Source organism: Comamonas sp. Z3 (genome assembly GCF_008121565.1).
In the GTDB taxonomy this organism is placed as follows: Bacteria; Pseudomonadota; Gammaproteobacteria; order Burkholderiales; family Burkholderiaceae_C; genus Comamonas; species Comamonas brasiliensis.
Genome location: NZ_VOQU01000001.1, coordinates 465,321 through 491,440, shown reverse-complemented (window position 1 = coordinate 491,440; position 26,120 = coordinate 465,321). Strand labels below are relative to the sequence as shown.

Here is a 26,120-nt window from a genome sequence, read left to right as displayed (position 1 = left end):
GAGTCCTTCTGGGCTGCGGCGATTCAATCAGGACTTCGGTACGACTCCACCAGCACGCTGCTTCTGCGTTGAGCCAGAAGCAGCGGATATTCAAATCTGCTCAGGTCATACCCATATACATCCCTGCATTACACGCACGGCCTGAGCTGACCGGTTGGTTACGTGGTCGAGAACAGGCCTGGGATCGAGCGTGTTGTCACGGGTGGTCGAATACATTTCGCACAAGCTCATCGGCGCAGCCATCATTGCGTAGACCGATCGCTATTGCACGAGGTGTCGACAACTGCGGATAGCGTGCGAAATTTTTGTCGGTGAAAGGGTGCGGCTCGTAACGAACAAGCGCCGCCGCGTCTACACCCAGGCACCTTGCCAATGCTTGGACGACCTCATCGATACCCAGGTGCAAGACCGGCATTTGGTAGCTGCGCCGAGCAGACCAAGGTCCCGAGTCCATGGCGGCCATATGGACCAGATTCTTCACACATGTCTTCACTGACATCCACCAGCATCTTCCCTCGGAAGAGATGGGCAATGTAATAGCTTTCCGCTCTGCAATCTTCCAAAAGAGCTGGCTCATGAAGGCGGATGCCAAGCCAGGGTTCTCGTCGCGCCGAGCCACAATTCCCGGCAGCCGCAGGGAGCAACCGTCCACCCAGCCTCGACGGCTGGCATCGGCCAACAGGGTCTCGCAAGCCAGCTTGTGAGCGCCGTAGGTGATAGCGGGCGAAGGCGTCATATCCTCGCTCACGCTCGATGTACCAGTATCCCCGTAAACAGCGATGGAACTCGCATAGATAAAGCGTGGCGCCTGCTCAAGCTCCTGGCAAGTCTCCAGCAGATTCAGCGTTGCCTCGAGGTTCACACCGCGGCCCAGCACAGGATCGCGTTCAGCTGCGCCACCAGGCACGCTGGCCAGATGAAAGATTGCCTGGGGTTGATGCCGCAGAAGTCGCTGCTGGACTGCTCTGTCAGCCACACTGCCCTCCTCCAGCACCAGTCGTGGATCCCTGCGGACTCCAGCCAAGGACAAGTCCGATAGAACCAGTTGGTGCACAGGACGGCCCTGGATGCCATCGTCCAGCAGGCGCCCGACCAGAGCTTGCCCAACAAATCCGGCGGCACCGGTGACAAGCACACGGCTCATACCTGCGGCCTCACAACGCATTGCTCTATGGTGCCGAAAGGCGCATCGCTTCCATCCTCCAGCCGTGCCTGCATCCGGACTCGGTCTCCAAAGCGCATGAACGAGGTAGTCGGCTTGCTTTGATCCAGGATCTCCAGGACACGCTTTTCTGCGATGCATGCCGAGCCTGCCGCCCGGTTAACGTTGGAAACCGTGCCCGAACCAATAACCGTACCTGCCGAAAGACGGCGTGTGCGCGCGGCGTGGGCAATCAAGTCGCCAAAGCTGAAGCTCATTTCCTGGCCATGCGGCTCTCCAAAACGTTCGTCATTCCACTCCACATGCAGCCGCAGATACACCCGACCGTCACTCCAGTGAGGTCCCAGCTCATCCGGCGTGAGCGCGATGGGTGCGAAGCTCGTGGACGGCTTGGCTTGCAGAAAGCCAAAGCCCGTGCGCATCTCGCGCGGGCCCAGCGTACGAAGGCTCCAATCGTTGATCTGAACCAGCAAGCGCACGGCTGACAAACCTTGATCCGGTGTCGCACCCATGGGCACTGCCCCCAGGATCACGCCGAACTCGCCCTCGAAATCAATCCCGTCGTCCTCACTGGGCAGGGGCACATCTGCATAGGGCCCGAGGAAATCGTCGCTAGCTCCCTGGTACATCAGGGGGACTGTCTGCGCATCAGGTTGTGGCGGGGTATTGAATGCCTTTTCCATCAACTGGCCATGGTTGAGAAAGGCTGACCCATCGCACCACTGGGGCGCGCGCGGTAACGGCGCATTGCACTGCTTGGGCTCGAAAGGCAGGGCCTTCTTGCAGCGACCTTCATTGAGTTCGACATATAGAGCCTGCAGAGCAGATTCGGTCCGCTCCCACTCCTCAACAGCTGTCCTGAGATTTGGTGCGATGCCCGAGGCATCCGCCATGAGCGACAGGTCGCGCGAGACGACAACGAGACGCCCGTCTGGATGTTCGGTGTAAAGCGTGGCAAGTTTCATATGCTGCTTTTGCAAAATTTCAGTTGCCGTCACTGATGGTGGTTCCACCATCGACGACGAGATTGTGTCCAGTGATGAAGGCGCCAGCCGCGCTGGCCAGCATGGCAACCGCCCCTGCAATTTCCTGCGGTTCTCCAACCCTGCGAAGCGGCGTGAGCGACAGGCGCCGCTGCATAAATTCAGCGTGGTTCAGCAGTGGTTGCGCCAAGGGTGTGCGTATCAGACCAGGCGATACAGCATTCACCCGTATAGCCTGAGGACCCCACTCCACCGCAAGATTGCGGGCAAGTTGAGCCAGGGCAGCTTTGGACAAGCCATAAAGACCAATGGCTTTGTTACCGCGGATCCCGGCAATGCTGGACATCAGGATCACACTTCCGCCGCCAGCAAGAGCCATGGCCGGCAACAAATGCCGCGATAGCTCCACAGACGCCCGGAGGTTGATATCCATGACTTGCTGCCAATCGATATCTCCGATATCGGACAAAGAGCCGGCTGGCCCTTGGATTCCGGCGTTGCACACGAGGATGTCTACTTGCCCTTTCCAGGCCAGAGCCTTCTGAACCAGCGTGGTAATGCCGGGGATGTCCGCTAAATCAGCGGGTAGCGCAAGCGCCTGCCCCTGTCCATTGCGGAGCTCCTCGGCCATACGCTGGCATGCATCGCTGTCGCGGTCGCAAGCCAGTATCGAAGCGCCTTGTGCTGCGAGAACTCGGCATATCGCGGCACCAAGTCCACCGGTAGCTCCGGTGACCAATGCCACTTTGCCGTGCAGGTCGAACAACTCTGAAGGCATTCTTACTCCAGGACCACACCGGCACTACGAATGACCGAACCCCATCGCTTGGTCTCGGATTCAATAAAGCGAGCGAAATCCTGCGGTGTCTGAGGCGCCGGGGTGACGCCCAGATCACCAAACCGGCGGCGGATCTCCTCTGACTCCACCGCCTGAACCACCGCGGAGCGGAGTTGCGCAGCGATGTCTGGCGGAGTTCCAGCCTTGACCACCACACCAGTCCAACCTGGAGCGTTCAGGTTTGGATAGCCCAGCTCGGAAAGAGTTGGAACTTGAGGAAGGCGTTCGAGACGTTTTTCCGCCCCCACGACAGCCAAGGCGCGCAGCTTCCCCTCTTGAACATACGGCAGACTGTTGGCCGCCACATCCAGCATCACCTCGATGTGAGCGCCCATCAGATCTTGAACGGCAGGGGCGGCCCCCTTGTAGGCCACATGCTGAAGGCTGGCTCTGGTCTCGCGCTTGAGCATCTCCATCCAGATATGCGGCTGGCTGCCTATGCCATAAGAGCCGTAGGTAATGGCGCGATCGTCCTTCCTGCTCTTCGCGTCCTTGATCAAATCGTCCACGGACTTGTACGGGCTACCGGGAGGCACGACCAAGAGCAAGCTGGAGGTAAGCAGACGAGTAATCGGTGTGAAGTCCTTGAGCGTGTTGTAGTTGAGCTTCGGATACAGCGCTGCATTCATGGCAAACGGGCCGATATCGCCGTACAGCAGGGTATGACCATCCGCGGGCTGCTGCTTGACATGGGCTGCCGCAATTTGTCCCCCGGCTCCTGGCTTGTTCTCCACCACCACCGGCTGCTTGAGCGTAGACGCCATGTGCTGGGCCAGTACACGCGATACCGCATCGCCGAAGCCGCCAGCAGGATAGGGAACCACCCAGAGGACGGGACGACGCGGGAAGGTCGTTGGTTGCGCGAATGCAAAAGGTGCAGCTGCCACCAGCGGCAGCGATGTGCCAGCCAAAACCAGGGAACGCCTTGAAATCATGATGTCTCCATATCGTTGAACCGGCCTAAGTCCGAAGAGGAAAGGCCGTTGTCATTGAGTATGGAGAGCGCGCTGCCCCCGAATGTCGATTTCTTGCGCAAATCGTCGATGGATTGCGCAAGCCCCGGCCGTCATTGACGCAGGTAAGCACCAGCGTTCGGATGCCGCTCAGTGCTGTTGTCTAAATTTCGAGGGCGTGGTGCCCCAGTATTTGCTGAACGCCTGAGAAAAATGGGAGGCGGTGCCGAAACCGACCCGCAGCGCAATGTCTGCGATGGAATCACTGGACTCCAGCATGAGCTTGCGTGCCCGCTTCATACGCTGCTGCAGCACGAACTGATGGGGCGTCAGACCGCATGTGGCTTTGAAGCTGCGGGCAAAGTGATAGGAGCTCAACTGCACCTCGGCCGCTAGAACAGCTATGGGTAGAGGCTGCTCCATGTTTTCGATCACCAGTGCCTGCACGCGCTTCAATTGCTTGGCCGACAAAAGTGCTGTGCTGGATGGACCGCTGAGGGGAGCCCGATAGTGTTCAAGCAGATGAATCGCCACACTCATGGCGATTCCATCCGCGAAGGCAGGATTGAGCGCAGAGTTGTCGCCCAAGGCTTGCAGCAGTACCTGCACCAACTGAACCAGCACCGGGTCATGTCGTCCAAAGCTGCTGCGCAGGGCAACGGCAGAGCAGTCCTGGCCACTAACCGTCTGAAGCCATTGGGGCGAGAGGTCCAGATGCAGGTTGTCTCTCGGCAACTCTGTACGCCAGAAGCTGGGCGTATGTGCAGGCAGAAGCAAAGCCTCGCCGGTTTTCCACCGGCTGCTGTGCATTTCGCCGCCATGCTTCTGAATCAGGCCCGTGGTTGGCCCTCGACGCACGATAACGCAATGCTTACCCGCTGGCGGGATATAAAGATCCTCTGCATTGGCGAGCTGATGCCAGACCGAGATGCCATGCCAGGGTAAGCCTAGGCTGGAGCATTGAACTTGCTCGGGAGGCACCGCTTCAAGCGGTTCGTCTTGAAACGCTCGTTCAGCGCTACGCCAGCGACGGGAATCAAGTTGTGTCGTATCGGGAACCGCCATGAGGGATTCACTCAAACAGTCATGAGAGAGGTCGATCTTAGCGCGAGCATGAGTTTGAGGTCATTGCACTAGACACCGCTTTAAAGGATCAGCTAGACCAGCGCCGCCATAGTGCGAGTCAATTTGAATGTGGCTAATGAAATCCAGATCGAGGCGACCCATGATGCGATAGATCCAACCGCATGAGCTCGGGTAGCTCCTGGGCATTTCATGGCGACTGAGCAGCAGTCTCAGATCTATCCAATGCCTGGATCAGCTCTCGGATCCAATCCTCCGTGGCCTTCAACAGCCTCCGACAAAGCCATGTGGCCAGCATGGGTCATGCTGGAAACATTTATAGACGACCGGTCTATTTTTATAATCACGCACATGATACGCAGCAAAAAGGCCGAAGCGACTCGTCAGCACATTCTCGATACCGGGTATCGATTGGTGCTGCACAAAGGCTTTGCAGGTCTGGGCCTGCTCGAAATTCTTAAAGCCTGCAACGTGCCCAAGGGTTCGTTCTACCACTACTTCTCGTCAAAGGAAGCCTTTGGCTGCGCGCTGCTACAGCAGTATGTGGAAAGCTACGGACACAAGCTCAATGACTTGCTCGGCGAAACCGGCAATGGTCGTGAGCGACTGATGCGGTACTGGGATGCCTGGATTTCAGCACCCAGCAATCCCACGCTTGGATGGGCCGAAGAATGCCTAGTGGTAAAGCTCGCTGCCGAAGTGGCTGACCTCTCCGAAGACATGCGCCTGGTGCTCGACGCCGGCGTGCAGCGCCTGCTGGCGAGAATAGCCTCCCTGATCGACGAAGCCCGTGAAGATGGGTCCTTGCCCGCTGGGAAGCCGTCTCCTGCGCTTGCCCGCGCGCTGTATCAAATGTGGCTAGGGGCAGCGCTTCTGGCCAAGTTGAGTCAGAACAAATTGCCGTTGCTGGAGGCTCGTGACACCACCGAGCGGTTGCTCACTTGCACTTCTGCATCCTGAATCATGGAAGCAAAGAGCCACTGTATTTCCGACACCTAAGGAGTCATTGATGAAAGTTCTGTTTGTACTCACGTCCCACGACAAGCTGGGCGACACCGGTCACAAGACCGGGTTCTGGTTGGAGGAATTCGCGGCCCCCTACTACGCATTGAAAGATGCGGGAGCCATGATTACGCTGGCCTCGCCTGCTGGAGGTCAACCGCCTTTGGACCCGAAAAGCGATGAGCCTGCAGCCCAGACCTCTGCCACCGAGCGGTTTCGCCAGGACACCGAAGCGCAGGCAGCTCTGGCTTCGACAGTACCTCTGAATCAGGTCAGCGCCACCGATTTCGATGCCGTGTTCTACCCTGGCGGCCATGGCCCCTTGTGGGACCTGGCCAACGATCCCAACTCCATTGCCCTGCTGGAGGCCTTCGCGCGTGCCGGCAAGCCACTCGCCCTCGTCTGCCATGCGCCGAGTGCTCTGATCAATGTCCGGGCTGCTGATGGACAACCATTGGTTGCCGGTCGTCATGTCACAGGCTTTACAAACAGCGAAGAAGCAGCAGTCGACCTAACCACCGTCGTACCCTTTCTTATCGAAGACGAGTTCATGCGCTTGGGTGCTCACTATGAAAAAGCGCCGGATTGGCAGGTGCATGTCGTCACGGATGGACGTCTAATCACGGGACAGAATCCAGCCAGCTCCGAGGGCGTGGCCCATGCCTTGTTGTCCATGCTCGCTCATCAGGAGAAATAAGTCATGCGCAGTGCTATCCATACCACTTTTGGCGAACCTTCCGAGGTTCTCGAGCTCATAGATCGTCCCATCCCACAACCGGGTCCCGGTGAAGTGCGCATCAAGACCTTGCTGGCGCCAATCCACAACCATGACCTCTGGACGATCCGCGGCAGCTACGGCTACAGGCCTGAGCTTCCCGCGATTGGCGGCAGCGAGGCCGTGGGCATCGTCGATGCGCTGGGTGAAGGTGTCGTAGGCCCGACAGTGGGACAGCGGGTCGCCGTAGCGGGAGTCCACAACACCTGGGCGGAGTACTTTCTTGCCCCTGCCAATGTGCTGGTGCCGATGCCGCCAGCTATTCCCGATGAAGCCGCAGCGCAAATCATTGCCATGCCACTGAGCGCACTGATGCTGCTGGAGTTTCTCAATGTCGAGCCGGGACAATGGATCGTGCAGAACACAGCGAATGGCGCGGTCGGAAAGACTTTGGCAATGTTGGCAAAAGCACGCGGTGTGCACGTCTTGAACCTGGTTCGGCGCGATGCAGGTGTACAGGAGCTTGCCGCCCTGGGCATCGGCAATGCCTTGTCCACTGCACAACCAGACTGGCAGGAACGCGCTCGCTCCATTCTTGGCGGCTCGCTGGCTCGTGCGGCCGTGGACTCCATTGGAGGCTCCGCCAGTGCATCCCTACTGAGTCTATTGGGTGAGGAAGGCACCTTAGTTTCCTTTGGCACCATGGCCGGTGAGCCCATGCAGATAGACTCCGGATCTCTGATCTTCAAGCAAGCAACGGTAAAGGGCTTCTGGGGTAGCAAGGTCAGTCAAGCCATGACGCCTGACAACAAGCGGCGCTTGATTGGCGAACTGCTGCAGCGGGTATTGTCGGGTGAGCTCAAACTTCCGGCAGAGGCCATTTTCGATCTCAATGATGCTGCTCAAGCAGCAGCCGCAAGCTTGCAGCCGGGCCGCAAAGGGAAGGTCTTGCTAAGAGCCTAAGTGATTGGGATGCGGGCACCTGACGCCAAGGAGCAAGCAAAACATACAGCTGCTTATCGACTGCAGCGGCACAACTTTCCGCCATGGGAAGGGACAAGCCAATACAGCATTGAGGACATTGCTCAATGCAGATGGCTTGCCGCTTTTCCAAGTGCTGGCCCACCTGAGCTTCAGGTGTCGCAACTCGTGGTGAAGCACTGCCTACTATGCGTTCCCAGTCGCCTGACGACGCTGCTCAAACTGGGCTGCCCACTCGGCCACAGGCATAAAGCTCGGGTCTGTGCGCACGACCCGCTCGGTCTGCGCCCAAATGACTTCATCACTCTGCTCCAGATCTAACGGGTCTCCGTGGGGCTGACTCACATACCAAGGCGTGTCCAGGTAAACCTCCACGGTGTTGTCCTCAGGGTCCATGCAGTAGATCGAAAGCGCATTGCCATGATTGAGACCGCGCATTTTCGTCGCCCCCAAAGCCAGTGCCCGACGCCGCGCTTCGCGCAACTGGTCAATGGACTGGACCTTGAAAGACAGTTGCATCACTGTGCTCGGCGAATCGGCACCGCGCCCTCCGGCCAACACCAATTGATGATGTTGATCATTTCGTCCGCTCAGAAACACGATCTCGAAGCGAAAGGTCACGCCCTCACCACGGTCGGTTTCCTGCATATCAAAAACGCCTGTGTAGAAGGACTTCATCACTTCCAGATCGCGGCAAAAGATACCGAAGTGGGACAGGTTGGCGGTATAGGGTTGGTTCATGCTAACAAGCTCCACGGAATCAGGGAATGAGTACGAGCTTGCCCAGAGTGCCACCACTATCGAGCAGCTCGTGAGCCTGTCGAGCTTGTGCCAGCTGCATACGCATGGCACGTGGTGCACGGACCAAGCCGCTCGCCATGAGCCTGATGGCTTCCTCCATCAATCCTCGGCGTTGCGTGATGTCTGCATCTACCGCATGGATAGAGAAAGTGCGAATGGCCAAGCTTCTGGCTAGTAATTTGCGCAACTCGTCGAACACATCAGCAGACGGGGGGCCTGCCAGAATGTTGTACGACACAGCCATGCCTGACGGTGCCAGAGAACGCAGACAGGCGATAAAGAGATCGGCCCCCACATGGTCAAATGCCAAATCAACGCCTCGCCCATCAGTAAGTGCCATCACCTGCAGAGGCAGCGTCTTCACATCGCCGTTCACCAAATCTGTGACGCCGTTTTCTACTGCAAATGCCTGTTTTTCAGCGGTGGAAGCTGTGCCAATGACACGCAAGCCACGAGATCTGGCCACCTGTGCCAGGGCCGTCGCCACTCCACCTGCGGCACCGGGCACCAGAATGGATTGCGCCGGCAAATTGCCATTGCTGGCCAGCAAAGCCAACGCGAGTTGGAAATTGCCAAGGCTTACCGCGTCATCAAAGGCAATGGTGTCTGGAAGTACAAACGGAACGGACTCCGCAACGCAGATGGCCTGCGCATAGCAGCCCCCGCGCTGAGGCAGCTCACGTGCACTGACCAGTACCCGATCACCGATAGCGAGGCGACTCACGCCCGGACCCACCGCATCCACGATACCTGCCAGTTCGTTGCCAGGAATAGCGGGCAATGGCGGCATCCACTTATACGTGCCGTTGCGAATCAACACATCGGGGCCGCCTGCTCCGATGGCATGAGCCTTCACGCGCACCTGACCAGCACCTGGCTGGGGCAGAGGCAAGTCGACCAGAGACAACACTTCTGGGCCGCCAGTGGTTTGCAGTTGCACGGCTTTCATCGTCATAGTGTTCGTCTCCATGGTCAGCGCTGCCCGTCATGCACCGAGACTTGCTCGCGGGTCAGTCCACCCAGGCGCGAATGAATACGGCCACCGTCGGCCATCACCAGGGCAAAGAGGATTTCGTCAGGACGCGGGGCGTCCTGGATGCCGACTTCCGCGCTGTTGTAATGGCTGCGCACGTAAGCGGCATGGATGTAGTGCAGAGGAACCATCAGGCGGTAGCCCGTGGCAGCCACAGCTTTTGCCGATGGAACGATGGCCTTGGGCTCGCCCAGAACATGGCGCATCGCCCAACCACCGGCCTCGTGCCAAACTGCACCGTGCTCCAGCTCTCCGTTAACGCCCACAATGGCCGCCTTGCTGTAGGCCTGGACATTTTCTTTGCCCAAAGTGACCACCAGTTCCTCTGCGAGCAAGGTGCCCAGGCTGCGCAGCTCTGCCATGAAAGGCAACAGGTCGGGTTCGTAGCGTCCAGCATAGGGGTTGCGAACCACAGCACAGGCCGATGCTACGCGTAGAGGTTGCTCAGCCGGTGGGCCGCCTTCATGGTAGATCGTCTCGATATTGAGGCTGCGTTTGCGAATTGCTATCAAAGTCATGACTGAACTTTCGGTGAGTGCATTTATTGTTTAGGAATCTTGGCGTCGGCTACAACCTGGCGCCACTTCTCAAGCTCATGACCAACCATGGCTTTCATTTCTTCAGGCGTGCTGCCTCGCGCTTCACCGCCGATGTCTTCCAGACGTTTGCGCACAGAGGCCAGTTGAAGCGCCCGCTGCGTCTCGGCATTCAGACGCTCGACCACCGCGCGCGCAGTGCCGGCAGGTGCCATCAGCCCTGCCCAGGAGCGCACGTCGTACCCAGCCACACCTTGCTCAGACACTGTGGGGACATTGGGCAAACCTGGCCAGCGCTGTGCACCACTGGTTGCAATCGCACGCAGCTTGCCAGCCTGGATGTTGGAAAGAACGGCTGTTGGCGGAGCGATGATGAAGGGCACTTCATCCCCCAGCAGGGCGGTGACGGCTGCGGCGTCGCCTCGATAAGGCACATGCATCAAGCTCACGCGTCCCAACTTGGCCAGCAGCTCTCCAGCTAAATGATGGGTGGAGCCCACTCCAGCCGTGCCATATGCCAAGGTACCCGGTTCAGCCTGGGCCCTGGCAAGCACCTCGCGCAAGCTTTGAAACTTGGACTTTGCATTGACCACCAACAGGAACGGAAAGAAAGTGACCGTCGAGATCATCTCAAAATCACTTACCGAGTTGTAAGGGAGCTTGTTGTACAAAGCACCGGCCACCGCATGACCGCCAGTCGCCATCAACAAGGTGTAGCCGTCAGGCTTGGCGCGAGCCACCGTGGTTGCCGCAATGGTCCCACCGGCCCCGGTTTGGGCCTCCACTATCACGGGTTGTCCCAGGGCCTTTCCAATCTCCGTACCTACGGCGCGGGCGATGGAATCAGCATTTCCGCCAGCGGCAAAGCCCTGATACAGCTTGATCGCCCGATCCGGATAGGTCTGAGCCATAACCGGAAGTGTTGACCAGGACAAGGCCGTCGCACTGCTGGCGGCAAGGAAGTGTCTTCTGTGCATGTTTGTCTCCATGGGCGGCGGCCTCTTTGGGCCTGGCTCTACCCGTGTGAAGTGGATGAAGTCTGAAGGGAGGGATTAGGACTGCGCTATCACTGGGTTGCGCAGCAGACCGATGGCTTCGATCTCCACTTCCACGACGTCACCTGCTTTCATGAACTGCTGAGGCTTTTTGCTCCAGCCCACGCCAGCTGGAGTGCCTGTGATGATCACATCGCCCGGGACCAGCGTGAAGATGGTGGAGGCATAGGCGATCAAGCGCGGGATCGAGAAGATCATGTGTCCTGTGTGGCTAGACTGCACCACGGCACCATTCAGGCGTGTCTCGAGCTTCAATTCACGGCCTGGCGAGATTTCATCGGCTGTCACCATCCAGGGACCGAAGGCGCCGGTGGACTCGAAATTCTTGCCCGATGCAATCTGTTTGGCATGGAACTGCCATTCCCGCACGCTCGCATCGTTGTAGCAGCTATAGCCAGCAATGTGCTCCCAGGCATCCGCCTCGGCGATGTCGCGGCCACCCTGGCCAATGATGACGGCAAGCTCTCCCTCCCAGTCCAACGAGTCGGAGACATGGGGACGCACGATCGGGCCTTGGTGTGCAGTCTGAGAACGCCACACGCGCAGAAAAATCGGGGGCTCCTCGGAGAGTTCTCGCTGCATTCCTGCGGCCAGCACTTCCTGGTGGTGATCCATGTAGTTGCGCACTGCGCAAACGATCTTCTCCGGACGAGGAATGACCGGCAGGAACGTCAAGTCGGCCAACTTTGCATCGGCAGCCAGGCCATCTGTCAACGCATCGCGGCGCGCGAAGTCAGGGCTGGCGATGAAATCGGCAAGCGTGGCATAGCCCGTAAGAGCAGCAAGCTCAGCGACACCATCGGCAATCACGACGCCCCAGGTTTCACGGCCGGCGAGCGAATAAGACATCAGTTTCATGGGTTTCCTTCAAGCGATAAGGAGTGGTGAAAAGGATGTGGCTTGCGTGCAATTTTGCGCCAAAGCCACTTCATGCATGAACTTATTTTTGTGCATAAAATAGTTTTAATGCATAGGGTTTGCCCAAGGTGCTAAAAAATGCACAAAAAAAAATGCTCACGACCCGTGAGCGTGAGCATTGATTCGAGGAGGAATTTTTAAGATGCAGCCGGTTAGCAGCTAGACGTCCACATTGGGGGAACAGCAGGGGGTTGCCATGCCGACATGATCAGTATGAGGATGGCTTCAACAGCGTTATCCTGGCACCGGCTAGCTAAGAGAACGGCCTCTACGTCAGGAGATAGCTCGGCGGGCACTTCGCTGAGGTATGGAATCAGCTTGGCTGCTTCTCCACCTTTTCCAGAACCTCCATCACATTCCGTTGTGTACTGAGAATATGCTCCTCCAGTAGCGCGCACGCTGTGTCTGCGTCCCTTCGCAGCGTGGCATCCATGAGCTTGCGGTGCTCATTTGATTTGTGCTTGAAGGTCTTGCGAAAGCGAGCTGAATAGCGGCGATATCTTTCAGCCTGATCGAACAGGCTGGCACTCAATGTGCGCAGCCGCTCGGAAGGAGTGGCCGAAAGCAGCGCCATGTGGAACGCCGTGTGCATGTCAGTCCACCCCTGGTCCAGCACCACGGGGCCGTCGCTAAGTCGGCTTTCCACTTTTTCCAAGCGGTGAAAAGCACCCACAACCGACGCCTCCCATGCGTCATCGCCATAGGCAATGGATTCACGAAGCGCTTGCGAATCCAACATGATGCGCATGCGCGTGATATCGGCCAGATCGTCGGCAGAAATGGCGGTAACTCGAAAGCCTCGGCGCTCATCAGCGCGTATCAATCCCTCTTGGGCCAAACGGCTCAGAGCCTCGCGCAACGGACTGCTTGAAAAACCGTAGGCTGTCTGCAACTCATCGAGCTTGAGCTTCACTCCGGCACCGTACGTGCCGTTGAGCACATCCTGACGCAGTTGCGCAAATGCCTGATCGATCAAGGTCGGGGCTTTGGTGGGGGCGTCTTTTTTATACATGTTTTTAATTTTATGCATAAACTTGGGAGATTGAAAGAAGGAGTAAACCTCAGTGAAAGTAGACATCAACACCCCGGTTCGCCTCGTTGCGATTTCAGGCAGTATTCGCAGTGCATCCCACTGCACAGCAGTACTTCGCAGCCTCACCCCACTGCTTCCACCAACGGTCACCATGGAGTTGTTGCCCCTGGATGACGTCCCGCTATACAACGGTGACCTCGACGGGGACACGCCACCGCCAGCAGTAAAAAGGCTCAAGACTGCGATTGCAGAAGCGGATGGCTTGGTGATCTGCTCGCCCGAGTACAACTACGGCATCCCTGGTGTGCTCAAGAATGCGATCGATTGGGCATCGCGCCCTGGGTTTGCATCGCCGCTCAAGGACAAGCTCGCACTCATCATGACCGCATCGCCTGGTACTGCTGGAGGCGTTCGAGCCCAGGCCCAGATCCGAGACGCCCTATCCGCGACGCTTGCTCGTCCATTGGTGCGCCAGCAAATCGCCATTGCCAATGCCGCAAACCGTATTCAGGATGGAAGGCTGGTGGACGAGCCGACCCTGAACTTCATCAAGACAGGCTTGGACGACCTGATCAATGAGATCCACTGGCAAACTGCACGGACCAAGCAGAACTGATTCAGCTTCGCCTACGGGGGCCAATTTGAACGCTGTTCGGCGTTTGTCAAAGGGGCCCTCCTATTCATGCATTGCCGGTGCCAGGCAATCCTGTCGTCCGGCGATGCAGAACGCCCAGATATCGGACTCTCGCCGTCCTCGCGGTGAATGTTTGTCGCAGCCTGGAGGCTTGACGCGCCCAAGCCCTTAAGGCACGCAGAGGTCAGCTCGCTGGACCTACGAGCTCTCCGCTGATTCTCTCATCCTAAAGCCAGGAGACGCCATGCAGGTTTGCCAACCTGGAAAGAGCTTTTGCCGAAAATTATTTTGTGCATAAAATACAATTTACGCACAAAACACTGAGTACGCACGCTGACCTCTTGATCTATGAGCAGGCGGCAGCGTGTTACGCAATGGCTTGTTTTCAGCCTTGTCTCGGCAGTCGAGCACAGGCATTCAGACTTCGCGCATCGGCGTCTTGGTCTTTCACAACCCGAACGGAGATATCTGTGAATCAGCACGATCTATTGATAAACGGCGAATGGACAAGAGGGGCGAGCTATGCACCAGACATCAACCCCTCGAACCTGGAAGACGCCATCGCTGTATATGCGCAAGGCGGTGCAGCGGATGTCGACATCGCCGTTGCTGCTGCTACACAAGCCTTTCCAGCCTGGGCCGCCAGCAACATCCAAGTGCGCTCGGATGCACTGGACAAGATCGGCAATGAACTTCTTGCACGCAAGGAGGAGCTTGGAACGCTGCTTTCACGTGAAGAAGGCAAAACCAAGGCCGAAGGCGTGAGCGAAGTGACCCGGGCAGCCCAGATCTTCAAGTTCTTTGCTGGCGAGTGCCTTCGGCTTTCTGGAGAGGTGCTGCCTTCGGTACGTCCGGGTGTCGGGATAGAGATCACGCGCGAACCTGTGGGCGTGGTCGGCCTCATCACCCCCTGGAACTTTCCGATGGCGATTCCTGCATGGAAGATTGCACCTGCGTTGGCCTTCGGGAACTGTGTGGTTCTGAAACCAGCCGAACTGGTACCTGCCAGCGCCTGGGCCCTGGCGGACATCATCCACCGCTCCGGCGTACCTGCGGGCGTGTTCAATCTTGTCATGGGCCGCGGCAGCGTGATTGGCAGCGCATTGGTTGAGCACCCAGCCATTCATGCCATCAGCTTCACGGGCTCGGCGGGTGTCGGCCGTCATATCGCAGCTCAATGCGTTGCCACACACAAGAAAGTGCAGTTGGAGCTGGGAGGCAAGAATCCGCAAGTTGTGCTGGATGATGCCGACCTCGGCCAGGCCGTTGAACTATGCGTGCAAAGTTCCTTTTACTCGACCGGCCAGCGCTGTACCGCTTCGAGCCGTTTGATCGTGACGGATGGCATCTACCCACGCTTCATCGAGGCGATGAAGGCCCGCATGGCACATATCAGGATTGGTGATGCACTTGACCCAGGTACTGACATCGGACCGGTTTCGTCTCTGTCCCAGTTGGAGCAGAACCTCGCTTATGTCGAGATCGGCAAGAGCGAAGGCGCCACTCTGGCAACAGGAGGTGAGCGATTGAAGCGCGACAACGATGGCTACTACATGTCGCCAGCCTTGTTCAGCGAATCATCCTCCGAAATGCGCATCAATAACGAGGAAATTTTTGGCCCTGTGGCCAGCGTGATCCGCGTGAAGAACTATGAGGAAGCACTGGCCACCGCCAACGATACGGCTTTCGGTCTTTCAGCCGGAATTGCCACGACCTCTTTGAAGCACGCAACACATTTCAAGCGCCATAGCCAGGCAGGGATGGTGATGGTCAATCTGCCCACCGCAGGAGTTGACTACCACGTTCCTTTCGGTGGACGCAAGGGTTCGAGCTACGGACCGCGCGAACAAGGTCGCTACTCCCAGGAATTTTTCACTGTTGTCAAAACCTCCTACACCTGTGCCTGAACAGGCAGCTCGACTGCCGCCAAGTCCGAGATTTCCTTGTGCCAATCCAAGATATGACTGATACCAAAGCCGAATTACCCCAAGTCGAAGCTCAGATTCTGGAGCGTGAAAAGCAACGATGCGATGCCATGAAAAGGGGCGACTTTGATCGGCTCAAACAGTTGCTACACCCGGACCTCACACATGTCCACGCGAAAGGCCAAGTGGATAGCTACGAAAGCTATTTCCGCTCTGGCGGAACGCACGTCAACTATGAGCAGATCGATCGTTCCAACCTTCGCGTCCAGGTGCTGGGAGAAACTGCCGTGATGACTGGCCGACAGTTACTGGTCGCAGTCAGAAAAGATGGAAACGGCACCGTTCGGATTGACTCTCAAGTTCTTCAAGTCTGGACCCAACACGAGGGTCAGTGGCGTCAGATTGCCTTTCAGACAACTCCCACTGCAATGAGCGTTACTTAAGCCGTTCACCTGAAACTATCAGAGTTCAAGGTCCCGGAACATCGCCAGCATCAGCCATGTACCGATAGGCGCATGACTGCTGCTGGCAGTAATGTAATTCGCTATTCGACGATGAGCGGTCAGCCGAAAAAGGCTTGATATTTGGCAACTGGCACGCCGCTTGCACCGCTAGATCAGTCACACTTAGACGCTACGGAAAGTACGCGCACCTGTCGGGAGAGGTTGGTCCGAATGCGGGCCGTCCGCTTTGGCTGTACCGGTGAAGCCTGTGCTACGAATGCCGCTGGTGAGCAGTCGTCCCCCCGGCCAGCTCTCCTCACTGTAATCCGAGGCTTCCCTTACAGACCGAGGTCAGACAGTCCGGGATGATCGTCGGGCCGTCGACCCAGCGGCCAGTGGAACTTCCGCTCCGATTCTTTGATAGGCATGTCATTGATGCATGCATAGCGACGGCGCATGAGGCCGTCAGCCTCGAATTCCCAGTTCTCGTTCCCGTACGAGCGGTACCAATGTCCCGCGTCGTCGTGCCACTCATATGCGTAACGAACGGCGATCCGGTTACCTTCATGCAACCAAAGCTCTTTGATGAGTCTGTAGTCAAGCTCCTTGCTCCACTTTCTCTCAAGGAAGGCTTGAGCTTCAGCTCGGCTGTTGGCGAATTCTGTGCGGTTGCGCCACTGGGTGTCAGCGGTGTATGCCATCGCGACCTTGGCAGCATCGCGCGTATTCCAGCCGTCTTCGGCCAATCGGACTTTTCTAATGGCAGTTTCCTGTGTGAATGGGGGCAGGGGTGGACGACTTTCCATGATATGACCTCTTCAAAACAAGTAGAACGATCTGTCTACATGATCAATGCTAGCGATAGTAGAACGCTCTGTCTACAATAACTGCATGAAATCTGATGAAAAACCTTCTGAGTCGCTGCCTCCGCGGGAGCGAATCCTGGTCGCGGCCCACATCCTCTTTTACAGAGAAGGCATCAGAGCGACTGGCGTAGACAAAATCATTGACCAGTCGTCTGTCAGCAAAGTCACCTTCTACCGTCAATACGCAAGTAAAGACGACCTGATTCGGGCGTACCTCGATTACCGGCACGAGAAGTGGATTTCTTGGTTCCAGACTTGCTTGGCGCAAGCAACCGGTCGCGGTTCTTCTGCGTCGGAAGCTCTAGTTGCCACTCTTGGAGCTTGGTTCAGCCAGCCCGACTTTAGGGGCTGCGCTTTTCTCAATGCTGCTGCCGAGCTCGGTTCGTCCGAACCAGAAATTTTAGAAACGGTCCGTCGACACAAGCAAAAAATGTCATCTGTTTTGGACAGTATCTTTGCTGGCGATGCGGTGTCTGCTGGAATGAGGCTATCGCTGCTGATAGATGGCGCCATCGTTCATGCGCAGATGGGACAACCAGTTGATGAAGTGATGGAAAACTTTAGAACATCAGTTGAAGGGATTCTGGGCAAATAAGGTGGTCTGGGCTGCTGCCGGTTTCGTCGACACCAGCCTAAGCTTCTCGAGCTTCCTCGAACTCTATCGGACTGATGTACCCAAGTGTCGAGTGCCGACGCGTCGGGTTGTAGAACCGCTCGATGTAGTCGAACACATCTGACCTCGCTTGCTTGAGCGAGCAGTAGATCTTGCGAGCCGTGCGCTCCGTCTTCAGGCTACTGAAGAAGCTTTCCATTGCCGAGTTGTCCCAGACTTCGCCAGCACGGCTCATGCTGCACACGATGCCTTGCGCATTCAGCAGACGCTGGAAGTGCCCGCCGGTGTACTGGCGGCCGGTCAGAGTGATGCAGCAATTCCCGCGGCCGCCCACGACGCCAAACAGCCATCATCAGCGCATCAGCCACGAGTTGGCTGGTCATGCTGGACTGCATCGACCAACCCACGATGCGTCGCGAGTACAGGTCCAGCACCACCGCCACATACAGCCAGCCTTCAGCCGTCCAGATATAGGTAAAGTCGGCCACCCATTTGCGGTTCGGTGTATCGGCTTGAACTGGCGATCCAGCAAGCCACTTCGCGAGACACCGAGCGCCTCGCACATCAGATTCACCGGCCAGGCCCCTCGGTGTTTCGCAACGAAGCCGAACTTCACATCGACTCCTTGGCGAAGAAGACCGCGGCTATTTTCAGGATATCGCGCTTCATCTTGAGCTTGGCAACCTCCTTGCGCAGCCGCTCTATCTCGGCCTGCTCGGGCTTCATCACGCCCTTGCCGGGAAACGCCCGCAGCGAGTCTGCCGTCAGCTCGCGCAACCTTGGTCCAACTATGCGAGCCAACCGCCTATGAATGAACGGTATTGGCAACTGCCACATCCCAAGCCACCCGCCCGGGCAGTCAACTCAAGCCCGCTACGGCTGGACCTAGCTTTTGCAACAAGCCCAAACATCTCATTTTCTCCGATGAGCGACAGAGAGATGGCTCGGTGCTCCAGCATTTCTGCGCACGGGCTGGATTCCTCCTGGATTGAGGGTCACGCCCTTTTTACAGTTTGTTCGCGAAACAAAAGATCATTTTCAATACCCTTCAGTTCAAAATTGGCACTTTAAGTTTACAACTTGAACTTATTAGTTCAAAATTTGATCTTATTGGTATCAATGAGTGTCTTTCACTTGTCAAGGAAGCTTCCATGCCTCGATCAGCTTTAGTGGGGGTCGTTCATCACTGTCCAGGAGCACACAGAACTGGATATGCACCTCCGAACGCCGACGGCAAGTCGGCTGCTCACTGGGAGAGCCAGAGCGGAGATCCTGCACCTGACAGCGCCTAAGACACGCAAGCTCTATCAGTGCCTTGCCTGCAAAAACGGCAGAGCGCGACGTCGGCGTATCGTGGCCAGACCTTTCCGCAGGGTGAGTGTCATGCGCGGCCTGGTACACAGCTGAACCTCAGGTCCCTGCGCCGCCCTACCGGAATATGACGAACAGGCGGCTTGACTTACCTTCAGGCTCGTTCGAGAAGCGTTTGTGAAATTCGGCCTGAATCCAAACTGCGAACCATGCTGGCTCAGGCAGAGAACTGCCGCAGGTCGTTGCCTCTGTATTGCACACAAACAAAAGGACCTTTATGCATATCTCGAGAAGCTCATTGATGCGCGCGACAGCGCTTGCGGTGGCCCTTGTGGGGGTCAATGTTGTTCTATCGGGTTGTGCCGTTGATGTACCCAGTGGGGTGAAGCCGGTCACCGGTTTTGATGCCAAGCGCTACATGGGGACGTGGTACGAACTGGCACGCATCGATCACAGCTTCGAGAAGGACTTGACCCAGGTCTCGGCTAGCTACAGCCTCAAAGACGACGGAAGCGTTACGGTACTGAACCGTGGATTTGACTCGGTCAAGCAGGAATGGCGTGAAGCCGAGGGCAAGGCTCGATTCCTGGGGTCGTCAGATGTGGCGGCTCTGAAGGTATCTTTCTTCGGCCCCTTCTATGGCGGCTACAACGTGGTGAGCCTGGATGAGGACTATCAGACCTCTTTGGTGATTGGCAGCAGCATGGATTACTTCTGGCTTCTGTCACGCAATAAGAGCATTCCCGAACAACAGTTCAATCTGTTGCTACAGAAGGCCAAAACCCTGGGCATAGACCTGAGCCGTGTCACGAAGGTCCCTCAATCGAACCAGCCTTGACTTCAGAAAAGTCATTTCCCCGCGACCTTGAGTTCGCGCAGATGGATCTTGTGCTTACAGGCCTTCAATTGCCATGATCACCCCCAGCCCTACAGAGAGCAGCAGCAAAAAAACCATCGCAATCATTGGCGCAGGCCTATCTGGGCTTGCCTGCGCCCAGGCCTTGGTCGAAGTGGGCCACTGCGTCCATGTATTCGACAAAAGTCGGGGCCCTTCCGGCCGTATGAGCACCCGCCGCAGCAGCGATGGAGACATGGATTGGCAGTGTGACCACGGTGCTCAGTATTTCACGGCAAGCAATACCGAATTCCGCAGCCAAGTCTCCGCCTGGGAGCAGGCCGGCGCTGCGCAGGTTTGGCAGGGCCGCATCGGCAAGCACGATGGTCATGACTTTGTCCTGCAAGACCGCCCTTTGGAGCGCTTTGTCGGCACCCCACGCATGACCTCTCCGGCTGCACATATGGTGCGCGGCATGCATGCCATATCGCAATCTGTGCGTTTTCAGTGGCAAGCCACCATCCAGCCGTTGCAGCCGCGTTCGGCGTTCGGATGGATTCTGCAAAGCCAGGAACATGGCACCGAGCCACATCGCTACCAAGCCGTTGTGCTTGCCGTTCCAGCACCGCAGGCCGCGCCGCTGCTGGCAGGTGTTGCTCCTGAAGCCGCTGCCCTTGCAAGCAATGCCAGGATGCTGCCCTGCTGGGCACTCATGGTGCGCTGCCATCAACCGTTGTCACTGCCGGTAGACGGTTGCTTTGTCGAGCACAGCCCATTGCGTTGGATCGCACGCGACAGCAGCAAGCCTAGCCGAGGCGGCACCGAAACCTGGCTGCTACATGCCGGACATAGTTGGAGCGAGGCGCATCTGGAAGACGATGCCGCAACTGTCACGACCGCACTGCTGCATGCATTTGCGCAACTGGGAGGTCCCGACCCCGCCAGCGTTCAGGCTACCGCCCATCGCTGGCGCTATGCCGACACCGCCAACCCCTTGAACGCAGGCGCCTGGTGGGACGCTGCAGCCGGTTTGGGAATGTGTGGAGATTGGCTTCACAGCGGCAGTGTGGAGGGTGCCTGGCTGAGCGGCAGGCGCCTGGCCCGGCATGTCCACACCGCGCTGCACGCCCACGCGAGCTGAGACCGAAGAAGGCATGCCGTGCACCGCAAACCGCATCTGCCTGAAAAGTCATGCCTTTGCTGCGGGCGCCCATTTGCCTGGCGCAAAAAGTGGGCTCAGGTGTGGGACGAGGTCAAATACTGCTCTGAACGCTGCCGACGGCAGCGCAAGCAGTCACCTCCGTCTGGGGAACAGACATGAGCACGGTGCTGCTCTGGTTACGCAACGACCTGCGCCTGCACGACCAACCCGTGCTTCACGCCGCGTGCAGGATGGGGGCGCAGTACATATTGCCGGTGCTGTGCCTGCCGGACATTCAAGCCAGAACCCATTGGGGCTTTGCCCGCATCGGTCCGCACCGTCGCGCCTGGCTGGCCAACACGATCCAGAACCTGGCCCAGAGTTTTCACGAACTGCGCTCTCAGCTATTGATTTTGGATGCGCCTGCCGCCGTGGCCCTGCCTGCGCTGGCGCAGGCCTTAGGGGCCGGCATCATTGTCTGTGAAGACATCGCCGCGCCGGATGAGCAAGCCGAGGTTCAAGCTCTGCGAGCAGCAGGCCTGCAGGTGCACACCGTGTGGCACAGCAGCCTGCTCCATCCGGACCAATTGCCTTGGCCGGTGCGGCAGCTGCCAGACATATTCACACCGTTTCGCCAGGCTGTTGAGCAGGCCAAGCTACAACCCTACCCGCCTCTGCCAGTACTGGAGGCTCTGCCCAGAGTTCCGCCGAATATACCCAGCAAGTACCGTCAAGAGCAGGTACTAGCTCTGGATGCATTTGCCGATGCCTCTAATTCGCTTGATGCCCGAAGTGCCATCGCCTTCCTGCAAGGCGGCGAGTCTGCGGCCCTTGCCCACCTCCGGCAGTACCTCGCACGCGGTCTTCCCCACAGTTACAAGCGTACGCGTAACGGTCTGGTGGGATTGGACTACTCAAGCAAATGGTCGCTCTGGCTAGCTACAGGCGCGTTGTCGCCACGGCAAGCCTACGCTGAACTTCGACAATTTGAAGCTACGCGCGGCGCGACCGAAAGCAGCTACTGGCTCTGGTTCGAGCTGCTGTGGCGCGACTATTTTCGTTTTCTGCATATGCAGCACGGTCGCGCGCTCTACCGTGCACGGGGTCTGGGTCCGGAGCTGGCCACGCCACATGATGATCAGAACTTTGCAGCCTGGTGCTCAGGGCAGACCGGCCAGACGCTAGTGGATGCAGCCATGCGCGAGTTGGCTGCCACGGGCTACCTAGGCAACCGTTTGCGCCAGGTGGCGGCCAGCTATCTGATCCATGACCTGGGCTGTGACTGGCGCGCCGGCGCTGCCTGGTTTGAGTCACAGTTGCTGGACTACGACGTCTATAGCAACCAGGGCAACTGGCTTTACATTGCCGGTCGGGGTACAGATCCGCAAGGAGGGCGTCGCTTTGATCCTGTCAAACAAGCCGCCACCTACGACGCTGATGGAGCCTACCAGCGTCTCTGGGGTAAAGCATGAGCGATAGTACGGCCGCCACCCACAGCGCCCATACCCTGCGTCTAGTACTGGGTGATCAGCTCAATCCGGAACACAGCTGGTTTCGGAAGGTTGATCTGCAGGTGGTGTATGTGCTGATGGAGGTGCGGCAGGAGACCGACTACGTGCTGCACCATGCACAGAAAATTCTGGCCATTTTTGCTGCCATGCGCGACTTTGCGCGCCAACTGCGTGCCGACGGCCACCGGGTTCGTTATGTGTCGATCGACGATGCCAGTAACCGCCAGTCCATACCCGGCAACCTGGCGGCGCTTGCTGTGCACTACGGCGCCCACACGGTGCAATGGCAGCAGCCCGACGAGTGGCGGCTGGACGCCCAACTGCAGGCCTGGGCTAGCAGCCAGCAGTTGACCTGCAAAGCAGTAGACAGCGAACACTTCCTGACGGCACGCGATGACCTGGCTACCCAGATGCGTGGGCGCCGCCAATGGTTGATGGAGCATTTCTACCGCACCATGCGCCGCCGTTACCGACTGCTGCTGGATGAACATGAACAGCCCGTTGGCGGACAGTGGAACTTTGACCGCGACAACCGCAAACCCTGGCCAGGAACCCCTGCCGAGCCTGAGGACTGGCGTCCCCTCCACGACCACAGCACGCTCTGGGAAATCGTGCAGCGCAGCAATGTTCAAAGCTTCGGTGACGCGCAGGCGGACGCACTGCGTTGGCCATTGAACCGGCAAGAGGCAATGCGCTGTTTAGAGGCATTTGTCACCCATGCACTGCCGCACTTTGGTGACTATGAAGACGCAATGTCAAGCCAAGCGCCGCGCTTATTCCACTCTTTGCTTTCGTTCGCGTTGAACGTGAAGATGCTGCACCCTCTGGAGGTGCTGCAGTGTGCCGAAGCCGCTTGGCGCTCAGGCCACGCGCCGCTAGCTGCTGTGGAAGGCTTTGTGCGTCAGCTCCTCGGCTGGCGTGAGTACATCCGCGGCATCTATTGGGCACATATGCCAGGCTACGAAAGTCGCAATGCGCTGGACCACCACTTGTCGCTTCCGCGCTGGTTCTGGACTGGGGACACCCATATGCGCTGTTTGCAGCAGTCCATCAAGCAGTCGCTACAAACCGCACATGCCCACCATATCCAGCGGCTGATGGTGATCGGCAACTTTGCCTTGCTGGCGGGGCTGGATCCGGTGGAGCTGCACCGCTGGTACCTGGGCATCTACATTGACGCTTTTGAGTGGGTAGAGCTGCCCAACACACTGGGTATGAGCCAGCGCGCCGATGGCGGCCTGATTGCCACCAAACCCTATGTCAGCAGCGGGGCCTATCTGCAGCGCATGGGCGACTATTGCCAGGGTTGCGCGTACACCCAAAAGCAGAAAACCGGCCCGAGTGCCTGCCCTTTCAACGCTCTTTACTGGGACTTTTTTGCGCGTCACGTCGATGTTCTTGGCAGCAACCACCGGTTGGCACTGGTGTACCGACAGTGGCAGAAATTCCCGCCTGGGCAGCAATCAGCGTTGCGCACGCATGCTCAGCAACTGCGTGACCAGCTCGACCACCTGTAGCAACGACATCATTGAGGCCTACCATGCAATCACTGCCCACTGGTTACCGTGCTCTGATTCTTGGGGCCTCCGGCGCTATAGGCTCAGCCATGGCCGCGCAGCTGGAGGCAGATCCACGCTGTGCCGCGGTCGCCGCTCTGAGCCGAAGCAGCAGTCCCGCCGTCGACTTCCGAGCCCTTGACTCCATCGCAGTTGCCGCCGACTCGCTGCGTCAGCAAGGTTCCTGGCACCTGGTTGTGATTGCCACGGGAATGCTCAGCGGCCCAACCGGCGCTCCCGAAAAGCGACTGACTGACCTGAACGCAGCACACATGGCAGCCAGTTTTACCATCAACACCATCGGCCCGGCCTTGGCCTTGGCACACTTCTCACAGTTGCTTCCAAAGAACGAGCCCGGCGTGCTTGCGGTTCTGTCGGCCAAGGTTGGCAGTATCGGCGACAACCGTCTGGGTGGCTGGTATAGCTACCGAGCCTCGAAGGCAGCACTGAACATGCTGCTCAAGACGGCTTCTATTGAAATGGCTCGCACCCATCCAAAAGCGGTCCTGGCAGCCTTGCATCCCGGCACAGTTGACTCGGCTTTGTCGGCTCCGTTTCGCGGTGCTCAGATAGGTCGCCGTCCCACCGATGCTGCGCGGGATTTGTTGACGGTATTAGACGGCCTGCAGCCGCAGGACAGCGGCGGCTTCTGGGCATACGATGGACAACGCCTACCCTGGTGAGTGTTTTGGTCATTTCCCAAAAAGGAGAACCCCATGCGCATCCTGTTGACCGGCGGCACCGGACTCATTGGACAGGCTCTCTGTCGACTCTGGCGGAGCCAAGGTCATGACCTCTGGGTGTGGAGCCGAACTCCTCAGCAGGTGGAGAAATTGTGCCAGGGCTCCAAGGGTATAGCGCATCTTGATTCACTCGATGGTAGTGCTCCATTCGATGCTGTCATCAACTTAGTAGGAGCGCCCATTGCAACTCACCGTTGGTCTGCAGAGCGCTGCGAGCTTTTGTGGAACAGCCGAATTGACCTGACGCGAACCTTAGTGGATTGGATGGGCAGGCAAGTTTCGATACCGCAAGTGTTGATCTCCGGCTCTGCTGTCGGCTGGTACGGTGACGGCGAAGAACAGTGGCTATCAGAAGACAGTTCCCCGGGCAACATCGATTTCGGAAGCCGCCTATGCGTGGCCTGGGAGCAGGAGGCCGCACGCGCGCGCCAGCAATTGGGAGTTCGCGTTGTATTGCTGCGCACAGCCCCCGTCTTGACGGCTGCCGGGGGAATGCTGGCGCGGCTGCTGCCGTCATTCAAACGAGGGCTTGGTTGCAGGCTGGGCAGCGGCCAGCAGTGGATGCCATGGATACACATCGATGACCAAGTCGCTCTCATCGACTACCTTCTGAAGGACGAGAGCTGCAGCGGGCCTTACAACGCCTGTGCACCTGGGGTGGTGCGCAATATTGACTTCACGCAGATCCTCGCTAGGGAGTTAGGCAAACCGGCCCTGTTGCACCTACCAGCATGGGCGTTGCGACTCGCACTGGGGGAAATGTCCGTTCTGTTGCTGGGAGGTCAACGCCTGGTTCCGCAGCGCGCGCAGGATGCTGGATTTTCTTGGCGATATCCTGAACTGCCTGGAGCGTTAAGGCACCTGCTTCGAGTGGCTTGAATTGGCGGCTCTCTGATGTCTCATCACATCCTCACCCCTCAAGGGTGGGCCATCCCACATAGCAGAGAGCTGGGCCTGGATAAATCCAGGTGTCGTCGTGGCACACAAGTCTTGGCTCTCGGTCAGCGCCAATTTCGGTGACACATGCCGCAAATTAGACATCACCCTTGCTGCTGGCTGGTGAAGCATGGGGACGGACTGAAGCGGTCACGGCATCGTGGTGCTCACCGTTGGCAAACTCGGCTTCAGCCATCTCAGTACGCGTCCTGCGGCCACGGGACCACGGCACGCCATTGACCCGGGGAAATCTCCAATCCACGGCTTCTCCGTATACGAAGAAGGCTCGTCAGAAACGAATCTACGACTTTAGTTCTGCGCCAGCATCCCCTGCAAACCGGCATGCATGCGGGGTCCCTGTTTACGACTTCATTTTCGAGTTTGCGACTTTATTTACCCAAAAATAATAATCCTGTCCCGTGGGAGACGACTTTTCACCGTCACCTAGGGTTTGCTGTCTTTGCGCTGCAGCATCTCGCTTTTAGATTGCAGGAAATCCTTTCGATCAAGCAA

At 57.9% G+C, this 26,120-nt stretch carries 26 protein-coding genes and 1 pseudogene; 14 read left to right on the top strand and 13 right to left on the bottom strand.

Annotated elements, in window-relative coordinates:
• Positions 1–196: 196 nt before the first annotated feature.
• The 5 genes from FSY59_RS02390 to FSY59_RS02370 form a co-directional block, all read right to left on the bottom strand.
• Positions 197–1,144 (bottom strand): NAD-dependent epimerase/dehydratase family protein, encoded by a 948-nt coding sequence (locus FSY59_RS02390; RefSeq protein ID WP_187427876.1) that lies wholly within the window; start codon positions 1,142–1,144, stop codon positions 197–199.
• Positions 1,141–2,127 (bottom strand): fumarylacetoacetate hydrolase family protein, encoded by a 987-nt coding sequence (locus FSY59_RS02385; RefSeq protein WP_148728394.1) that lies wholly within the window; start codon positions 2,125–2,127, stop codon positions 1,141–1,143. The genes FSY59_RS02390 and FSY59_RS02385 overlap by 4 nt, the downstream gene beginning before the upstream one ends.
• A 19-nt stretch (positions 2,128–2,146) precedes the next feature.
• Positions 2,147–2,923 carry an SDR family NAD(P)-dependent oxidoreductase gene (locus tag FSY59_RS02380; RefSeq protein WP_003056991.1) on the bottom strand — a complete coding sequence of 259 codons (777 nt, stop codon included), beginning with the start codon at positions 2,921–2,923 and terminating at the stop codon, positions 2,147–2,149.
• A 2-nt stretch (positions 2,924–2,925) separates the two neighbouring features.
• A complete protein-coding gene (locus FSY59_RS02375) occupies positions 2,926–3,918 on the bottom strand; it encodes a tripartite tricarboxylate transporter substrate binding protein (RefSeq protein ID WP_003056994.1) in 993 nt (330 codons plus the stop codon).
• 168 nt (positions 3,919–4,086) lie between these two features.
• Positions 4,087–5,001, bottom strand: coding sequence for a helix-turn-helix domain-containing protein (locus FSY59_RS02370; RefSeq protein ID WP_003056997.1), 915 nt, complete (start codon positions 4,999–5,001; stop codon positions 4,087–4,089).
• Between the two features lie 321 nt (positions 5,002–5,322).
• Here FSY59_RS02370 and FSY59_RS02365 point away from each other — a divergent pair, with 321 nt between their 5' ends.
• From FSY59_RS02365 to FSY59_RS02355, 3 genes are read left to right on the top strand one after another with little or no spacing between them, the layout of a single operon-like run.
• On the top strand, positions 5,323–5,979 hold the full coding sequence (locus tag FSY59_RS02365) for a TetR/AcrR family transcriptional regulator (RefSeq protein ID WP_003057000.1): 657 nt from the start codon (positions 5,323–5,325) through the stop codon (positions 5,977–5,979).
• 49 nt (positions 5,980–6,028) lie between these two features.
• The gene (locus FSY59_RS02360; RefSeq protein WP_148728393.1) at positions 6,029–6,718 is read left to right on the top strand and encodes a type 1 glutamine amidotransferase domain-containing protein; all 690 of its coding nucleotides are present in this window, start codon (positions 6,029–6,031) and stop codon (positions 6,716–6,718) included.
• Between the two features lie 3 nt (positions 6,719–6,721).
• Positions 6,722–7,699, top strand: a complete 978-nt coding sequence (locus tag FSY59_RS02355; protein ID WP_148728392.1) for a zinc-binding dehydrogenase — start codon at positions 6,722–6,724, stop codon at positions 7,697–7,699.
• A gap of 204 nt (positions 7,700–7,903) precedes the next feature.
• Here FSY59_RS02355 and FSY59_RS02350 read toward each other — a convergent pair whose 3' ends face one another.
• From FSY59_RS02350 to FSY59_RS02325, 6 genes are all read right to left on the bottom strand, one after another.
• Positions 7,904–8,458, bottom strand: coding sequence for a VOC family protein (locus FSY59_RS02350; protein ID WP_148728391.1), 555 nt, complete (start codon positions 8,456–8,458; stop codon positions 7,904–7,906).
• Between the two features lie 19 nt (positions 8,459–8,477).
• A complete protein-coding gene (locus FSY59_RS02345) occupies positions 8,478–9,473 on the bottom strand; it encodes a zinc-dependent alcohol dehydrogenase family protein (protein ID WP_148728569.1) in 996 nt (331 codons plus the stop codon).
• Positions 9,474–9,490: 17 nt separating this feature from the next.
• Positions 9,491–10,069 (bottom strand): amino acid synthesis family protein, encoded by a 579-nt coding sequence (locus FSY59_RS02340; protein ID WP_148728390.1) that lies wholly within the window; start codon positions 10,067–10,069, stop codon positions 9,491–9,493.
• Between the two features lie 23 nt (positions 10,070–10,092).
• Positions 10,093–11,076, bottom strand: coding sequence for a tripartite tricarboxylate transporter substrate binding protein (locus FSY59_RS02335; RefSeq protein WP_255439106.1), 984 nt, complete (start codon positions 11,074–11,076; stop codon positions 10,093–10,095).
• A gap of 63 nt (positions 11,077–11,139) precedes the next feature.
• Positions 11,140–12,000 (bottom strand): fumarylacetoacetate hydrolase family protein, encoded by an 861-nt coding sequence (locus FSY59_RS02330; protein ID WP_148728389.1) that lies wholly within the window; start codon positions 11,998–12,000, stop codon positions 11,140–11,142.
• A gap of 373 nt (positions 12,001–12,373) precedes the next feature.
• A complete protein-coding gene (locus FSY59_RS02325; RefSeq protein WP_019043115.1) occupies positions 12,374–13,090 on the bottom strand; it encodes a GntR family transcriptional regulator in 717 nt (238 codons plus the stop codon).
• Between the two features lie 34 nt (positions 13,091–13,124).
• Between FSY59_RS02325 and FSY59_RS02320 the strand changes: the two genes are divergently transcribed.
• From FSY59_RS02320 to FSY59_RS02310, 3 genes are all read left to right on the top strand, one after another.
• Positions 13,125–13,709 carry an NADPH-dependent FMN reductase gene (locus FSY59_RS02320; RefSeq protein ID WP_085960117.1) on the top strand — a complete coding sequence of 195 codons (585 nt, stop codon included), beginning with the start codon at positions 13,125–13,127 and terminating at the stop codon, positions 13,707–13,709.
• A 488-nt stretch (positions 13,710–14,197) separates the two neighbouring features.
• A complete protein-coding gene (locus FSY59_RS02315; RefSeq protein ID WP_003057020.1) occupies positions 14,198–15,634 on the top strand; it encodes an aldehyde dehydrogenase family protein in 1,437 nt (478 codons plus the stop codon).
• Positions 15,635–15,687: 53 nt separating this feature from the next.
• Positions 15,688–16,095 (top strand): nuclear transport factor 2 family protein, encoded by a 408-nt coding sequence (locus FSY59_RS02310; protein ID WP_148728388.1) that lies wholly within the window; start codon positions 15,688–15,690, stop codon positions 16,093–16,095.
• A 338-nt stretch (positions 16,096–16,433) separates the two neighbouring features.
• Here FSY59_RS02310 and FSY59_RS02305 read toward each other — a convergent pair whose 3' ends face one another.
• Positions 16,434–16,901: a nuclear transport factor 2 family protein gene (locus tag FSY59_RS02305; protein ID WP_003057023.1), complete on the bottom strand. Its 468-nt coding sequence runs from the start codon at positions 16,899–16,901 to the stop codon at positions 16,434–16,436.
• Positions 16,902–16,986: 85 nt separating this feature from the next.
• On the opposite strand from FSY59_RS02305, the gene FSY59_RS02300 reads away from it, so the two are divergent.
• Positions 16,987–17,556: a TetR/AcrR family transcriptional regulator gene (locus FSY59_RS02300; protein ID WP_029158530.1), complete on the top strand. Its 570-nt coding sequence runs from the start codon at positions 16,987–16,989 to the stop codon at positions 17,554–17,556.
• Positions 17,557–17,593: 37 nt separating this feature from the next.
• Here the strand turns inward: FSY59_RS02300 and FSY59_RS02295 are convergent.
• Positions 17,594–18,351 (bottom strand): annotated as a pseudogene (locus tag FSY59_RS02295) (IS3 family transposase); the annotation flags it as partial.
• A gap of 916 nt (positions 18,352–19,267) precedes the next feature.
• Between FSY59_RS02295 and FSY59_RS02290 the strand changes: the two are divergent.
• From FSY59_RS02290 to FSY59_RS02260, 7 genes are all read left to right on the top strand, one after another.
• Complete coding sequence (locus FSY59_RS02290) at positions 19,268–19,723, top strand: lipocalin family protein (RefSeq protein WP_050872578.1); 456 nt, start codon at positions 19,268–19,270, stop codon at positions 19,721–19,723.
• A gap of 73 nt (positions 19,724–19,796) precedes the next feature.
• A complete protein-coding gene (locus FSY59_RS02285; RefSeq protein ID WP_148728386.1) occupies positions 19,797–20,861 on the top strand; it encodes an NAD(P)/FAD-dependent oxidoreductase in 1,065 nt (354 codons plus the stop codon).
• A gap of 18 nt (positions 20,862–20,879) precedes the next feature.
• Positions 20,880–21,041: a DUF2256 domain-containing protein gene (locus tag FSY59_RS02280; protein WP_080553913.1), complete on the top strand. Its 162-nt coding sequence runs from the start codon at positions 20,880–20,882 to the stop codon at positions 21,039–21,041.
• A complete protein-coding gene (locus FSY59_RS02275; RefSeq protein WP_148728385.1) occupies positions 21,038–22,333 on the top strand; it encodes a DASH family cryptochrome in 1,296 nt (431 codons plus the stop codon). The genes FSY59_RS02280 and FSY59_RS02275 overlap by 4 nt, the downstream gene beginning before the upstream one ends.
• Positions 22,330–23,889 carry a cryptochrome/photolyase family protein gene (locus FSY59_RS02270; RefSeq protein ID WP_148728384.1) on the top strand — a complete coding sequence of 520 codons (1,560 nt, stop codon included), beginning with the start codon at positions 22,330–22,332 and terminating at the stop codon, positions 23,887–23,889. The genes FSY59_RS02275 and FSY59_RS02270 overlap by 4 nt, the downstream gene beginning before the upstream one ends.
• 23 nt (positions 23,890–23,912) lie before the next feature.
• Positions 23,913–24,611, top strand: a complete 699-nt coding sequence (locus FSY59_RS02265) for an SDR family NAD(P)-dependent oxidoreductase (RefSeq protein WP_043371807.1) — start codon at positions 23,913–23,915, stop codon at positions 24,609–24,611.
• Between the two features lie 33 nt (positions 24,612–24,644).
• Entirely contained in the window at positions 24,645–25,550 is a 906-nt protein-coding gene (locus FSY59_RS02260) for a TIGR01777 family oxidoreductase (protein ID WP_148728383.1), read from the top strand.
• The last annotated feature ends 570 nt before the right edge of the window (positions 25,551–26,120 follow it).